The sequence below is a fragment of the Phaeobacter sp. HF9A genome, assembly GCF_011806385.1.
Taxonomy (GTDB): Bacteria; Pseudomonadota; Alphaproteobacteria; order Rhodobacterales; family Rhodobacteraceae; genus Epibacterium.
Genome location: NZ_JAATOX010000014.1, coordinates 1 through 14,800, shown reverse-complemented (window position 1 = coordinate 14,800; position 14,800 = coordinate 1). Strand labels below are relative to the sequence as shown.

Annotated in this window: 13 protein-coding genes; 5 read left to right on the top strand and 8 right to left on the bottom strand. The window is 60.2% G+C overall.

The window, feature by feature from the left end; translation table 11 throughout:
* The first annotated feature begins 81 nt into the window (after positions 1 to 81).
* On the top strand, positions 82 to 2,838 hold the full coding sequence (locus tag HCZ87_RS04275; RefSeq protein WP_217701938.1) for a PAS domain S-box protein: 2,757 nt from the start codon (positions 82 to 84) through the stop codon (positions 2,836 to 2,838).
* A gap of 4 nt (positions 2,839 to 2,842) precedes the next feature.
* Complete coding sequence (locus HCZ87_RS04270) at positions 2,843 to 4,348, top strand: chemotaxis protein CheW (RefSeq protein ID WP_167642534.1); 1,506 nt, start codon at positions 2,843 to 2,845, stop codon at positions 4,346 to 4,348.
* 102 nt (positions 4,349 to 4,450) lie between these two features.
* On the opposite strand, the gene HCZ87_RS04265 is transcribed toward HCZ87_RS04270, so the two are convergent.
* From HCZ87_RS04265 to HCZ87_RS04235, 7 genes are all read right to left on the bottom strand, one after another.
* Complete coding sequence (locus HCZ87_RS04265) at positions 4,451 to 5,293, bottom strand: fumarylacetoacetate hydrolase family protein (RefSeq protein ID WP_167642533.1); 843 nt, start codon at positions 5,291 to 5,293, stop codon at positions 4,451 to 4,453.
* 18 nt (positions 5,294 to 5,311) lie between these two features.
* Entirely contained in the window at positions 5,312 to 6,037 is a 726-nt protein-coding gene (locus HCZ87_RS04260; RefSeq protein ID WP_167642532.1) for an SDR family oxidoreductase, read from the bottom strand.
* A 24-nt stretch (positions 6,038 to 6,061) separates the two neighbouring features.
* A complete protein-coding gene (locus HCZ87_RS04255; RefSeq protein ID WP_167642531.1) occupies positions 6,062 to 7,579 on the bottom strand; it encodes a UxaA family hydrolase in 1,518 nt (505 codons plus the stop codon).
* A gap of 10 nt (positions 7,580 to 7,589) precedes the next feature.
* On the bottom strand, positions 7,590 to 8,600 hold the full coding sequence (locus tag HCZ87_RS04250) for a zinc-binding alcohol dehydrogenase family protein (protein WP_217701937.1): 1,011 nt from the start codon (positions 8,598 to 8,600) through the stop codon (positions 7,590 to 7,592).
* Positions 8,597 to 9,373 carry an ATP-binding cassette domain-containing protein gene (locus tag HCZ87_RS04245; protein ID WP_167642530.1) on the bottom strand — a complete coding sequence of 259 codons (777 nt, stop codon included), beginning with the start codon at positions 9,371 to 9,373 and terminating at the stop codon, positions 8,597 to 8,599. Before HCZ87_RS04245 ends, HCZ87_RS04250 begins: the two co-directional genes overlap by 4 nt.
* Before the next feature lie 69 nt (positions 9,374 to 9,442).
* Positions 9,443 to 10,381, bottom strand: a complete 939-nt coding sequence (locus HCZ87_RS04240; RefSeq protein WP_167642529.1) for an ABC transporter substrate-binding protein — start codon at positions 10,379 to 10,381, stop codon at positions 9,443 to 9,445.
* Between the two features lie 80 nt (positions 10,382 to 10,461).
* A complete protein-coding gene (locus tag HCZ87_RS04235) occupies positions 10,462 to 11,496 on the bottom strand; it encodes an ABC transporter permease (RefSeq protein WP_217701936.1) in 1,035 nt (344 codons plus the stop codon).
* Positions 11,497 to 11,627: 131 nt separating this feature from the next.
* On the opposite strand from HCZ87_RS04235, the gene HCZ87_RS04230 reads away from it, so the two are divergent.
* On the top strand, positions 11,628 to 12,530 hold the full coding sequence (locus tag HCZ87_RS04230) for a GntR family transcriptional regulator (protein ID WP_167642528.1): 903 nt from the start codon (positions 11,628 to 11,630) through the stop codon (positions 12,528 to 12,530).
* A gap of 12 nt (positions 12,531 to 12,542) precedes the next feature.
* Here the strand turns inward: HCZ87_RS04230 and HCZ87_RS04225 are convergent, their stop codons facing one another.
* Positions 12,543 to 13,511 (bottom strand): aldo/keto reductase, encoded by a 969-nt coding sequence (locus HCZ87_RS04225; RefSeq protein WP_167642527.1) that lies wholly within the window; start codon positions 13,509 to 13,511, stop codon positions 12,543 to 12,545.
* Between the two features lie 178 nt (positions 13,512 to 13,689).
* Here HCZ87_RS04225 and HCZ87_RS04220 point away from each other — a divergent pair, with 178 nt between their 5' ends.
* Both HCZ87_RS04220 and HCZ87_RS04215 read left to right on the top strand, forming a co-directional pair.
* Positions 13,690 to 14,517, top strand: coding sequence for an amidohydrolase family protein (locus HCZ87_RS04220; RefSeq protein ID WP_167642526.1), 828 nt, complete (start codon positions 13,690 to 13,692; stop codon positions 14,515 to 14,517).
* 14 nt (positions 14,518 to 14,531) lie between these two features.
* Positions 14,532 to 14,800, top strand: a 269-nt coding sequence (locus tag HCZ87_RS04215; RefSeq protein ID WP_167642525.1) for an L-rhamnose mutarotase, incomplete at its 3' end; no start/stop codon positions are given.

Genomic DNA, 14,800 nt, shown 5'->3' with positions numbered 1-14,800 from the left:
AAAGGCGAGCGTGCAGTAATCTCCGCAACTTTATTTAAGGCCCCAACGTCAAAAGGCGTTTAGAAACAGGGAATGAGGCATATGGTCAAAAAATTCGAAGAGATCGACCTGAAAGGCGCTGGCGAGGCGCTGATGAGCCATGCGATCATTCTCAAGATCCATCCCGATACGCTTGAGGTGGTGGCTGCAAGTGAAAACGCACGCGAGGAATTTGCACGTCTGCGCACCCCCGAGGCCAGCACCCTGACGGATCTTGTGGTCGATCAGCCCTGTTTGCGCCGGGATCTGAACTCGACCGCGGTTGGTCAGGGCAGCGCGCCGTTCCGGGTGCGCCTGGAGGATACGCCCACATCATCGCAATTTTTTGGAATCATTCAGAAATCACAGGATGATCATCTCTTCCTGACCGGCGGCATCGTGAAGCCCGACGAGGCGATTCTTGGCTACGTTGCGGCGATCGAACGCGCGCAGGCGATCGCAGAATATGATGTCGACGGCACCATCATGCGGGTGAACGACAATTTCTGCGCCCTGACAGGGTTCAAGAAAGGCGAACTGATCGGGGCGCACCACAGTATCTTGTGGCCAAAGACCCAGGATAAACCGGGTGGGTATCAACAGATCTGGGACCAGCTGTGCGAGGGACATGGCGTTGAAGGCGAATACCAGCGTGTCGGGCGCAAAGGGAATCAGATCTGGGTGCGGGCGGCGTTCAATCCGATTTTTGATCGCGAAGGCAAAGCGGTGCGCATTGTCGAATACGCGATGGATGTCACGCAGAGCAAACTCCAATCGGCCGACAGCGCGAGCAAACTCGACGCGCTGAGCCATCACAACGCTGTGGTGGAATTTGACCTCGACGGAACGGTCTTGGACGCGAATGCAAATTTCCTCGAACTCATGGGCTATACCCGGCAAGAGGTTGTCGGACGCCACCATCGGATGTTCTGCGACCCGGACACCGCCAAGAGCGCAGGCTACACCAATTTTTGGAGCAAACTTGCCGCCGGAGACTACGAGCGGGGCGAATTCCGTCGCCTGCGCAAGGATGGCAAGCCGGTCTGGGTGCAGGCCACCTATAATCCGGTCTATGGCCCGGATGGTTCACTGTTGAAGATTGTGAAATTCGCCACCGATGTCAGCGAGGGCCATCAGGAACGCGCCGAGATGGAAGCCCGGCTGGAAGCGGCAAATCGCAGCCAGGCGGTGATCGAATTCGACCTGGAGGGCTATGTACTGCGGGCCAATGAGATCTTCCTGGAACTGACCGGCTATAACGAAGAGGAGATCATTGGTCAGCATCACCGGATTTTCTGCGCGAAAGAGGAAGTTGAAAGCCGACGCTACCTCGCCTTTTGGCGCAGCTTGAGTGTGGGGGAATATGCCAGTGGCATTTATCAGCGCCTGCGCAAGGATGGTACCGATCTCTGGCTTCAGGCGACCTATAATCCGGTGTTTGATCCGGACGGCAAGCCGATCAAGATCGTCAAGTTCGCCAATGATCTGACAGAAACGCGCGAACAAGCGGTCGAAGCCGAGGCGAAGCTGAATGCTGTCAGCCGTAGCCAGGCAGTGGTAGAACTGGACTTGGATGGTATTGTTCTGGCGGCAAACGAAAATTTCCTTGCCCTGATGGAGTACGATGCCAAAGAGGTGATCGGCCAGCACCACCGGATGTTCTGTGACCCCGACTATGCTGCCAGCGAGGCCTATCGCGACTTTTGGGCGCAATTGCAGCGGGGCGACTTCGCTGCCGGAGAGTATCGCCGGATCGGCCATGACGGCAAGGATGTTTGGATCCAGGCGACTTACAATCCGATTTTTGATTTGCGCGGCAAGCCGGTGAAAGTGGTGAAGTATGCCACGGATGTGACCGCCGCGAAGGAAAAGGCAGTCGATGCCACCAACAAGATGCAAGCAATTGATCGCAGCCAGGCCGTTGTGCAGTTCGATCTGGATGGAAATGTGGTGGCGGCCAACGAAAACTTCCTGAGCGTGATGGGCTACTCGCTGCGCGAAATCATCGGCCAACACCACGCGATGTTCTGTACGGCCGACCATTTGAAATCGCAGGCCTATCGTGATTTTTGGCTGGCGTTGAACCGCGGGGAATATCAATCCGGCCGCTATCACAGGGTTGGGAAATTCGGGCGCGATGTTCACATCCAGGCCACCTACGCGCCCTTGGTTGACCTGCATGGCGATCCCATTGGCGTGATCAAATATGCGTCTGACGTGACCGAACAAGTGGCCCGTGAAAAGGTGATCTGCGAAAAGGCGGCGGAAATGACCCGCGTGGTGGATTCGTTGAGCGAGGCGATTTCAGACATCTCTTTCGCCAGCAGCGAGGCCCGCAGCAAGGCCAATGACACCCAGCAAAACGCCAATCAGGGTATCGAAGCCCTGAACCATACCATTGATACGATCGAATTGATGCAGCGGTCATCTGGTGAAATTTCCGAGATCGTGAAAGTCATTGGCGAAATTGCCAATCAGACCAATCTTCTGGCCTTCAATGCGGCGATCGAGGCAGCTCGTGCCGGAGAACATGGTGTGGGTTTCTCGGTGGTGGCTGAAGAGGTGCGTAAACTGGCCGAGCGCAGCTCCGAGGCGGCGCAGAAAATTTCGCGGTTGATCGCCGAATCCGAGGTGCGTGTGGATCAGGGCACGACCCGCTCGCTCGCTGCACGGGACGCGTTTGCCCGCATTGCCGAGAGTGTGACGCAAACCGGCGAAACGGTCGATCAGATCTCCAGCGCCGCGCAAAATCAGCTTTCGGCATCTAAACAGGTCGTGGAGCTGATTGGCGCCCTGTCCGACGAGCCAAAGGTGGCATGATCCTGTGAGGGAAGAGTACGAAGATCCACATCACACCGGTGCCAAAGATCTCGCGGAAATGATCGTTGGCGTGGTCGAGATCGGCGGGATGCTCTTTGCGATTCCGATCAGCAGCGTCAGAGAGGTTATTCCGGCCCCGGCGACGTTTCAGCGCCTGCCAAGCCAGCACCCCGATCTGCTGGGGGGAGTGATCCTGCGGGGCAAGGTTATTCCGGTCCAAAGCCTGCACCGCCGTTTGGGGGCAGACGTTTCTGACCTACAGGCGGGGCCTGCGGAAGAGGATGGCGCGGGCGGCGTGATCGTCGTGGTGCGAGACGGCGGCAGGGTTGCCGGGTTGTTGGTGGATTCCGTCCGCTGCCTGTTGCAGCTGGGCGATATGTGGCGCCAGAATATCGCGGAGGATCAGGATGGGCTGATATGTGGCGGCTATATCTGCGATACTAACGGGCATTTTTCGATGCTCTCGGTGGCGGAGTTGCTGCGTGTCCCGCTCGCCCCGTCCGACGAGATTTCTGAAACCGCGCGGAGACGGGCCAAGATACGGCGCGACCCTTACATCCGTTTCCGGGTGGGCGAGCTGAACTTCCTCGTTGCGATGAAAGATATTTCTTCGACCGTTCCAACCTGCGTGCTGGAACCCTGGCCTGTGGCGGGGGGGAGCTGTCTGGGATTGATTGAGCGCCACGGTATGGAAATGCCCATGCTCGATACGCTTGCCAATCTAGGGTTTCCCTCTCCCGGGCTTCGTCCACAGCACTCCGCAGGGATCATTTTGGAGTATCCCGACGATCATGCGCTGGCGTTCAACGTGGACCACGTGAGCAGCGTCATGAACATCGAGGCGGATGCGATCCATGATTTTCCACCCAGCGTGACCTATTGCCGGCATCTGTTCTCCGGGGTGCATATCGACGAACACGGGGAGCAGTGCTTCGTGATCGACGTGGCTGCTTGCTGCGCAGATCCCGATCTGCGGATGATGGCGGAGGCCTCTCACCGCAAGGGAACGTCGCCACATGGAAAGATGGACCCAAAGACCCAGCGGCAATTGCGACGCGACCTCTCGTCGGAGCAGATGCATGCAGGGACTGTGTCGCGCTCCAATCGCTATCTGACGATCAGCGCAGGCGGAGAATTTGCGGTGCCGATCGAGGCTGTCAGTGAAATCATGAGGTTGCCCGCTGCGGTGCAGGATGCCGATTTTGACGGTCACCTGGTGAACCTGTCACACCGGGATCGCCTGATGCCAGTCTATGATTGTGCGCAGCGTCGCGGTTATGGTGTCGGACAGTTTGGGGCAGATGCCGGTATTCTGGTGCTGCAAAAGGACGGGCACCATTTCGGTCTGGCGGTCGAGGCCATGAAATCCATTGATACCGGTCGGGTCAAAGGGTTCGAGACCTCGGACGGGCGGGCCAGTGATGATCCCGCTGAACAATTGGTCGAATTGGGCTATGGCGCGACAAAACGGCTCTTGCCGATTGCGGATCCGACCACTCTGCTGCCGTGACCGGCTCTCTTCTTGCGTCAGCCGGGCCTTGGCCAAGAATAATCAAACGCCCCGCCGCTCGGGGCAGCGAGGCGTTTGAGGTCATTGGGCGCCTGTCAAGTTTCAGTCGGCGACAACATCCTGGCGTTGCTGGCCGAGCCCTTCAATGCCGAGTTCCACGACGTCACCTGCTTTTAGGTAGCGCGGCGGCTTCATGCCGAGCCCAACACCCGGAGGGGTGCCGGTGGAGATCACATCTCCCGGATGCAGGGTCATGAACTGGCTGAGGTAGTGCACCAGATGGGCCACACCGTAGACCATGGTTTTGGAGGAGCCGTTTTGCATCGTCTCACCGTTGACCGTCAGCCACATGGCGAGGTTTTGCGGATCGGCGACCTCGTCCTTGGTGACCAGCCAGGGGCCAATCTGGCCAAAGTTGTCGCAGCTCTTGCCCTTGGTCCACTGACCGGCGCGCTCTGCCTGAAAGGCCCGTTCCGAGACGTCATTGGTCACGGTATACCCGGCGACATAGTCCATCGCCTCTTCCTCGGAGACATATTTGGCGGGTTTGCCGATGATCACGGCCAGTTCAACTTCCCAGTCCGTTTTCTCGGAGCCGCGCGGGATGATGATCGGGTCATTGGGGCCGCAGATGGCAGAGGTCGCCTTCATGAAGATCACCGGTTCCGGCGGCACATCCATGCCGCTTTCGGCAGCGTGGTCGGCGTAGTTCAGGCCGATACAGATGAATTTCCCGGTGTTGGCGATGGGCGGGCCAAGGCGCGGGTTGCCTTCGACCACCGGCAGGGTGCTGGCGTCGGTGTCGGCCAGTTTGGCGAGTGCCTCGGGCGACAGGTTGGCGCCGGAGAGATCGTCAATCACGCCGGAGAGGTCGCGCAGGGTTCCATCGGAATGCATGAGACCAGGTTTTTCAGCGCCCGGGGCACCATAGCGTAGCAGTTTCATAAGTGTCTTTCCTGTTGGTCAGAGGCTCCAGCCACCATCAATACAATAGGCCTGGCCTGTCGTGTAGGTGGCAGAGGCAAGATGAACGGCAAGATCCGCGATCTCGCTGGCTTCGGCGATGCGGCCCATGGGTTGACGCGCAATAAAGGCGGCACGCGCGGCGTCATAGTCGCCGGTGGCGGCCAGCCGCTCGTCGAGCGAGGGAGATTGCACGGTGCCTGGACAGATCGCATTGCAGCGAATGCCCTGGGTGACATAATCGGCGGCGACGGCCTTGGTGAGGCCAATTACGGCGGCCTTTGTGGTGCCATAGACAAAGCGATTGGGCACGCCTTTGACCGAAGAGGCAACCGAGGACATGTTGATGATTGTGCCGGATTTGCGGTCCAGCATGCCGGGCAGGACGGCGCGGATCATGCGCACCATTGCCTTGACGTTCAGGTCATAGGCAAAGTCCATCTCGTCGTCGCCACACTCCAGCACGGTGCCGCCATGCACCACCCCGGCACAGTTGAACAGCACATCAATGGCGCCGAAATCCTCGCAGACTTTGGCAACCGAGGCGGCATCGAGCACATCAAGAACTGCGGTTTCGCATCCCTCCAGCCCGCTGAGGCCCGCCGCATTGATATCGGTGGCCAGAACCTGCGCGCCCGCGCGCTGAAAGGCTTCGGCGCTGGCGCGACCGATGCCCTGCGCGGCGGCGGTGATCAGGACCCGCTGGCCCGTTAGATCAGTTGTCATTCTCTTCCTCCATGCGCGCGGCGATCACATCACCGCGCCAATTTGCCAAGGCACGAATTCCACCGCACCAAATCCCTGAGCTTCGCTCTTTGTTTGCTCACCCGAGGCGACGCGCAAGAGCAGGTCGAAAATCTCCTGGCCCTTGTCCTCCAGGCTGACGCCGTCCAGGATATCGCCACAGTTTACATCCATATCCGGTTTCATACGCGACCAGAGATCCGGGTTCGAGGCGAGTTTGATGGAGGGCACCGGCTGATAGCCCGATACACTGCCGCGCCCGGTGGTGAAGGCGATGAGATTGGCGCCCGAGGCGACCTGCCCGGTGACCGAACAGGGGTCATAGCCGGGGCTGTCCATAAAGACAAAACCGGCCCGGTCGATGGGCTCGGCGAATTTATAGACGCCGGCCAGCGGCGCGCTGCCGCCCTTGGCCACCGCGCCGAGCGATTTTTCCAGAATGGTCGTCAAACCACCACGTTTGTTGCCGGGCGAGGGGTTGTTGTCCATCTCGCCAAAGTTGCGGGCGGTGTAATCCTCCCACCAGTCGATCAGGTCGACGATCTTCTGGCCGGTTTCCACATCGACCGCCCGCCGCGTCAGCAGGTGCTCGGCGCCGTAAATCTCGGATGTTTCCGACAGGATCGAGGTGCCGCCATGGCGCACCAGCAGGTCGGAAGCCACCCCAAGCGCCGGGTTGGCGGTAATGCCGGAATAGCCGTCCGAGCCACCGCATTGCATGCCCAGCACCAAATGCGCGGCAGAGGCGGGGGTTCGAACCGCTTTATCCGCCTCAACCGCCAGATCGCGCAGGATCGCGAGCCCCTTGTCGACGGTGGCCCGGGTGCCGCCTTGCTGCTGGATGGTCATATAGCGAAACCGGGCGCTGTCCTTTAGCGCCTTGCGGTCGATCAGGTCGGGGATCTGCATGACCTCGCAACCCAGCCCAACCATCAGGATTGCGCCAAAATTGGCGTTATGGCCATAGCCTGCAAGGGTACGGAACAGGGTCTCATAGCCTTCGCCCTTGCCGGACATGCCGCAGCCGGTGCCATGCACGATCGGCACGATACCGTCCACATTCGGGAAGTCCTTGAGCAGATCGCTGCGCTCGGCAGCCTCGGCGATAAAGCGGGCGACGGAGCCAGCACAATTCACCGAGGTCAGAATGCCGATGTAGTTGCGGGTTCCAACCCGACCCGAGGGGCGATGAAAGCCCATGAACTCCGCCACGGTCTGTGCAGGCTGCAAGGGGGTCGCTGCGGCTGCAAAACTATAGTCCTGCTTATGTGCGCCCATGCCGAGGTTATGCACATGCACATGCGCACCGGGGGCGATCTCGGCATTGGCCGCACCGATGATCTGCCCGTATTTCAGGACCGCCGCGCCCGCCGGAATAGGCTTTAGCGCGACCTTGTGCCCCGAGGGGATGGTCTCTTGCGCCTCGACGCCATTCGGCAGCGCGGTCCCTTCGGGGATATTGCGCAGGGCGACATAGACGTTGTCCGCATCATGCAGGCAGAGTGCAAAGGGCTGGTCGGTCATGCGAGGTCTTTCATGGTGTCACGAGCACCTTGATGAGGTGGTCGCGGCTATGGGTCAATTCCCTGAAACGGCCCGGGAGTTCGTCGAGGGGGAGAATGGCAGAGGCGATGGCATCGGTCGGGATATGCCCGTCGCGGATCGCTTGGACAACGCGGTCAAAATCCGCCTTCAGCGCGTTGCGGCTGCCGATGATGCGGGCCTCTCGTTTGTGGAATTCAGAATCTGTAAATGTGATGGTCTCTTTCACCACGCTCACCAGCACCGTGGTGCCGCCATGGGCCACCAGCGGAAATCCGGCCTCGATCGCCTTGGCGTTGCCGGTGGCATCAAACACCACGTCAAACCCCTCGCTCAGTTCCCCGTGCAGGATGTCCTGTCCGGGCTGGTGGGTCTTGGTGAAATCAAACAGCTCTGACGCAAGCGCCAGACGCCGGGCGCTGAGGTCCATCAGATGCACATCGGCGCCGGTGAGGCGGGCAAAGAGCGCGGTGCCAAGGCCAATGGGGCCCGCGCCGGTAACCAAAACCCGGTCGCCCGGTCCGCAGTCCGAGCGCGCCACCGCATGAGCGCCAATCGCCAGAAACTCCACCATCGCGGCCTGTACGGGCGTCAGGCCCGCCACCGTGTAGAGGTTCTGTTCCGGCACGGCGATCCGGGCACACATGCCGCCGTCCTTGTGCACGCCAAGCACCGCGATATCGCTACAGCAATTGGGTTTGCCGCGCTGACATGCGCGGCATTTTCCGCAGGACAGATAGGGGTTCACAACCACCAGATCGCCCTTGTCGGGACCATCCGCCAGATAACCGGAGAGCTCATGCCCGATGACGCGGGGGTAGTTCAGAAACGGATGCTTGCCCTCAAAGATATGATAGTCGGTTCCGCAAATGCCGATGGCGGCAATATCGACCAGTCGCCAGCCGTCGGGCGCGCTTTGTGGCTTTGGCCGGGATTCAATGGCGAACCGGCCGGGTTCCAAGCAGACGCCGCAGGCCATGGTCTCCTGTACGCTGCTGGTCATTGCGCCGCCTCCAGATTGCGGGCGGACCAGTCGGCGGGCAGCTCTCCCTTGACGATCAGGCTCAGGACGTCGTCCTTGTTGACTTCCTCGATGGTATGGGCGCCGACTAGGCGGCCCTTGTTCATCACCACCACCCGATTGCACAGATCAAACACGTCATGCATGTCGTGGCTCACCAGCAGGATGCCGATCCCTTCGGATTGCAACTGGCGAATGAGATCCGCCACCATGGCGGTTTCCGAGGGGCCGAGCGCCGCGGTGGGCTCGTCCATGATCAGCACTTTGGTGTCGAAATAGATGGCGCGGGCGATGGCAATCACCTGTCGCTGACCGCCAGAGAGCGAAGAGACCGGGTCCGACAGGTTCTTGAAATTCGGGTTGAGCCGGGCCAGCACCTCGCGGGCGGCCTTTAGCATGCGGGCGTCATCAAGGTTGCCAAAGCGGGTCTTCAGCTCACGTCCCAGAAATAGGTTGGAGGGGGCGTCAAGATGATCCGCCAGCGCCAGCGTTTGATAAATCGTCTCGATCCCGGCGTCGCGCGCATCATTGGGATCGTCAAAACGAACCGGAGTGCCATTGACCCGGATTTCGCCTTCGTTGGGTGTCATGGCGCCTGCGAGAATACGCATCAAACAGGATTTCCCGGCGCCATTGTGCCCCAGAACGCCAACAACCTCGCCGGGGTAAAGGTCCAGCGAGACATGATCAACGGCGCGAACACCGCCAAAATGTTTCTCGATGCCGATCATCTCGACCAGAGGGGTTTGCGACATGGGCTGCCTTTCTGACGGGGAGTGTCTTGGGGGAGGGGGCACCACCAGGGCGCCCCCTCCGGGAGGAAATTAATAGAGCACGTTCTGCGCTTTATCGGAGTCGATGTTCTCTTGATCGACCAGCACCACACCGGTGTTGATGAAGGATTCGACCTTCTCGCCATTGAGGATGTCGATGATGGTGTTGACGCCCATCTCGCCCATCGCAAAAGAGCCCTGGACGGCGGTGGCCGCCATCAGCCCATCGCGGACGAATTGCTGCAAGTCCTCGTTGCCGTCAAAGCCGAGCGCCACCAGTTGGCCGGCCTTGCCGGCCTGCATGATCGCGCGGCCCATGCCGACGGCGGTCGGTTCATTGGCGCCAAAGATACCCACCAGATCCGGGTTCGAGGCCAGAATATCGGTGGTCTGGTTCAGGGCCAGCGCCATTTGGCTCTGGGAGTAGTAGGGGCCGACGATTTCCAGATCGGAATGCTCGGCGAGATAGTCCGAGAAACAGCCAACCCGGCCGATTTCCGAGCCAACACCCGCGACATAGGACATCACCGCGACTTTGCCCTCGGTGCCGGCCTCGTCGATCATACGCTTGGCGACTTCTTCGCCAGCGGCGCAGTTGTCGGTGGACAGGAACGCCTGGTAGGTGCCCTTGGCGCTGTCAGCAAGCGCGCTGTCGATGATCACAACCGGGATCGCGCTCTCATAGGCTCGCTTTACCGCCGGTGCGAGCGCTTCGGGGTCGGATGGTGCCAGAACGATGCCGGACACGCCGCGGTTGATGGCGTTTTCCACCATGTTGACCTGATCGGCGACCGCGCTTTCGGTTGCGGGACCATCAAAGGTGAAGCTGTGCTCGGACTGGCCCGCAATGGCGGCTTCGGCGCCCTTGTTGACGTTTTGCCAGAAGTTGGAGCTGGTGGTTTTTACGATGACGGCAATCTCGCCTGCCTGCGCCATGCCGGCGGACAGGGCGATTGCGGATGCAAACATACCAAGTTTTAGGGACCTCATCTTATTCCTCCTCTGCTAAGATATTGGTATTTTTGATATATTCGGCGGCGCCCTCCTGCGTCGCCGAATGGGGCTGGACGTCAGCGGCGATTGCGGATCTGGTCGATCCAGACTGCGCCAATCACCACGGCGCCAATGACGATCTGTTGGATAAAGGCCGATACCCCGGCCATATTGAGCCCGTTGCGCAGGATGCCGATGATAAAGGCGCCGATCATGGTGCCCGACACGGTCCCGACCCCGCCCGACAGCGACGCGCCGCCGATCACCGCAGCCGCGATGGCGTCGAGCTCATACATCACGCCTTCGCTGGGCTGGGCGGTGACCAGACGCGACATCAGCACGTTCCCGGCCAGCCCGGCGAGCGCCCCGGACATGACATAGGCGTAGAGCTTGATCTGATCGACACGAACGCCCGACAGGCGCGCGGCCTCCTCATGCGATCCGGTGGCGTAGATATGGCGTCCAATCTGGCGACGGCGCAGCATATAGGCGGCGGCGATGGCCACCAGCAGCAGCAGGATCGCGGGGTAGGGAATGCCGGGAAACACAACCTTGGGAAACCCGTTGTCCTGCATCTCGACCACCCGGAACAGCGCGCCATTTCCAAGCAGGCCAAAGGCCTCGCCCAGGCGGGAAATCGGCGCCGCACCCGTGAGTTGCAGGGCTAAGCCCCGCGCCATCAGCATCATGCCAAGGGTTGCGACAAAGGGCGGGATTTTCAGACGGGTGACGATCAAACCGTTGATCGCACCGCAAACGGCGCCGACCGCAACGCCAAAGGCCATGGCGGGGGCCACCGGGAACCCGGCCTTGATGCTCATCGCGGTGGCGACACCCGAAAGCGCCAGAACCGAGCCCACGGACAGGTCGATCCCGCCAGTGATAATGACCATCGTCATGCCGATGCCCAACAGCCCGATGACCGAGGTTTGCAACAGCACGGTCAGCGCATTGTTCACCGAAAAGAAGGCCTGACTTGCGATCGAGAACCCGACGATCAGCAGGAGCAGTGTCAACAGGGCAGAGAGCCGATGCATCTTGGCGGCGTCGGGCATCAACTGTGCAAAAGGCTTTGCGCCGCCGGTCGCTGCGGGTTTGAGTGCTTGTGACATACGCCTCCTCGCGTATTTGGCTTTTTATTATTTAATACATAAGCGGTCAGGGGTTGATTCTTGTCAACGGTTTTTTATAATTTCGTACAAATACATTTAATCCCCGTAGCGGGGCAGCAAGGGCAGAGCAGATGGCGCGCAGCGATACGAGGTTCAGAGAAGCCTATAACCAGCTTCTGATGCATTGCGAAACCCTGCCGCTGGAGGGAGAGATCCCGTCGGAAATGCAATTGGCTGAGATGGTCGGCGTGAGCCGAACCGTGGTCCGCCGCTGCCTGAGCCGTCTGAAAGAACAGAATGTTATCTCCTGGGAAGGGCGTGAAAAGCGCCTGTTGCGCAGGCCGCGTGTCGAGGATCGCATTGCGATGCCGGAGGCCAGCCAGCCGACGCGGGATCTGGAGCAGCGGTTTTTGGGTTGGGTGCTGAAATTCGATGTCCCGGCGAACACGCCGCTCTCGGTGGCGGAGTTGTCGCGTACCTTTGATGTGCCGCAATATGACCTGAAGGAGTTTCTGGCCGGTTTGAGCCGTTTCGGGCTGGTCAGCCGTCGTCCGAAGGGAGGCTGGATGCTGCTTGGCTTCACCAAGGAATACGCAATTGAGTTGTCGGATTTCCGTTCCGTGCTGGAATCCAATGCGGTGATGCAGGTCGCCGAGGCACCCGTTGATCATCCGGTTTGGGACGCACTCGCTGAGTTGCGGCAAGACCACCTGGCGCTGAAGGCGGCAATCGACACGGATTTCCACGAGTTCTCAAAACTGGATGAGCGCTTTCATCAAACCATCAATTCTGTTGTGAAAAACCGCTTTATCGCAGAATTCCAAAAGGTGATTTCGCTGATTTTTCACTACCACTACATGTGGGACAAGACCGAGGAAAAGGGCCGCAATGCTGCCGCGATCGACGAGCATCTGAAGATCATAGATGCGCTGGAGGCGCGCGATGGCGAGGCCGCCCGAGACGCAGCACAACGCCATCTGCGTACCTCCAAGACGACGCTTCTGTCGTCGCTGCGCCACCACGACTTGGGGTAATCTGCGCCGCGCTTAGCGCAACATATCTGCGGCGTCTGCTGGCAAGGGGTGGCTCAGCGCATCCAGATTTCGCGTCAGTGACGACGGCTTTGCCGTGCCAAGCAGGACCGAGGCTGCCGAGGGGTGGCGTATCGCAAAATGCAGCGCTGCGGTGGCAAGCGGGAGGCCGTAGCCCGCCGCCTGATCTTGCAGATCGCGCACCCGGTCCAGAACCTCTTTTGGGGCGGGGCCATAGTCATAGGTTGCGCCCTCAACGGGGCCGGTCGCGAGAATGCCGGAATTGAAAATGCCCCCCAGCACCAGGCTGGTTCCCGCGGCCTGACAGGCGGGCACCAGCTCTGCTTCCGCAGAGCGATCCAGCAGCGTCAGGCGGCCCGCCAGCAAAATCACGTCGATGGGGCCGGCCTGTTTCATCACGTCCAGACAGACCTCGCATTCGTTGACGCCCAAGCCAAAGGCTTTGATGCGGCCTTGCTCTTTCAAGCGGACCAGCCGCTCGTAACCGGAGCCAAGAAGGGCCTCCATATGAGGTTTGTTTCCGGCCTCGCCGTGGGTGTATGCGCCAATGTCATGGACATAGACGATGTCGATGCCGCATCGACCAAGGCGATCACAGCTTTGCTCCAGGCTTTCCTCGATGCCGTCACCGGAATAGTCATAGCGCACATCGTTTTGTGCTGGGTTGACGTAGCTATCGGCCTCGGGGATCGGGTGAGCGGCGGGAGAGAGCACGCGACCAACCTTGGTAGAGACCTTGGCCTCTGGTCGCGTGGCCAGAAATGGCTTGAGCCGCTGTTCCGACAGGCCACGCCCATAGTGCGGCGCGGTGTCAAAGTAGCGGATCCCGGCATCCCAGGCACGCTCCAGCACCGCCTCGACATCAGCATCACTGACGGCGCGGTACAGATTGCCGATGCTGGCACAGCCAAAGGCGACTTCCGTTACCCTGAGGCCGGTCTGGCCAATCTGTCGCGTTTTCATCCCTGTCATCTCCTGTGGCGAAAATCTCTGCTCGCATCAAAGGCCGGTCGGACTGGCGGCAGTTTGCGGGCGTTTTCTGCGCCTCGATCCTGCCAGACCCGGATGGAGTTTTCCATTGACGGTCGTCATATTTTGGTTTGTTATTATTTAGAACCAACTCCCATGCAAGAGAAAAACCGTGATCATAGATGCTCATCAACATTTCTGGCGGATCAATCGCGGGGATTATTCCTGGATGAACGACAGTGTGGCGGCCATCCGTCGGGATATCCTGCCCCCTGACCTCGCCCCCCTTGCGGCGAAAGCTGGCGTGACCGGCACCGTTGTCGTGCAGGCGGCGCCGACGGTGGCGGAAAGCGAATTTCTGCTGGGCCTGGCCGCAGAGTCCCCCTTGATCAAAGGGGTTGTCGGCTGGATCGACCTGACGGCCGATGTGCCCGCACAGCTTGCGCGCCTGTCGCACCCGCTGTTGCGGGGGATTCGTCCGATGTTGCAGGACATTGACGCGACCGAATGGGTGTTGCGCGATGATGTGATCGCGGGGCTGAAACAGGTCGCGCGCGCCGGGCTGAGGTTGGACGCGCTGGTAACGCCGCGCCATCTGCCCGTGATCGCGGCCTTGGCACAACGGGTGCCGGAACTGTCGATTATCGTTGATCACTGCGCAAAGCCCGCGTTCACGGATGGCGATCCCGGTGCGAAGTGGCGAGAGGGCATGCGACGCCTTGCCGCCCACCCGCAGATCAGCTGCAAACTGTCGGGGCTGGCCAACGAATATGGTCCCGGATGGTCCGCCGAGACACTGCGCCCGGTGTTCGATCATGTGCTGGAGTGCTTTGGCGCTGATCGGCTGATGTGGGGGAGCGACTGGCCCGTGCTGGAGCTGGCGGGCGACTACCCGGGCTGGCTTTCTGCGGCGCAAAGCCTGGCCCGAGACCTGAGCGCGCATGAACGCGATGCGCTGTTTTCGCAAACTGCGATCCGCGTCTACGATCTGTCGCTTTGAGGGGAGAACTGAGAATGCAACGAATGGGGCATGTGATCGGGCTGCGCGCGGAGAATGTCGCGGCTTACAAGCGTTTGCACGAAGATGTCTGGCCCGAGGTTCTGGCGCGTCTGCGGCAATCCAACATCACCAATTACTCCATCTTCCTGCGCGAACCCGAGATGCTGATGTTCAGCTACTGGGAATACACCGGACAGGATTTTGATGCCGATTCCGCCGCGATCGCTGCGGACCCGGTGACGCAGGAGTGGTGGAAAATCTGCGGCCCGATGCAAGATCCATT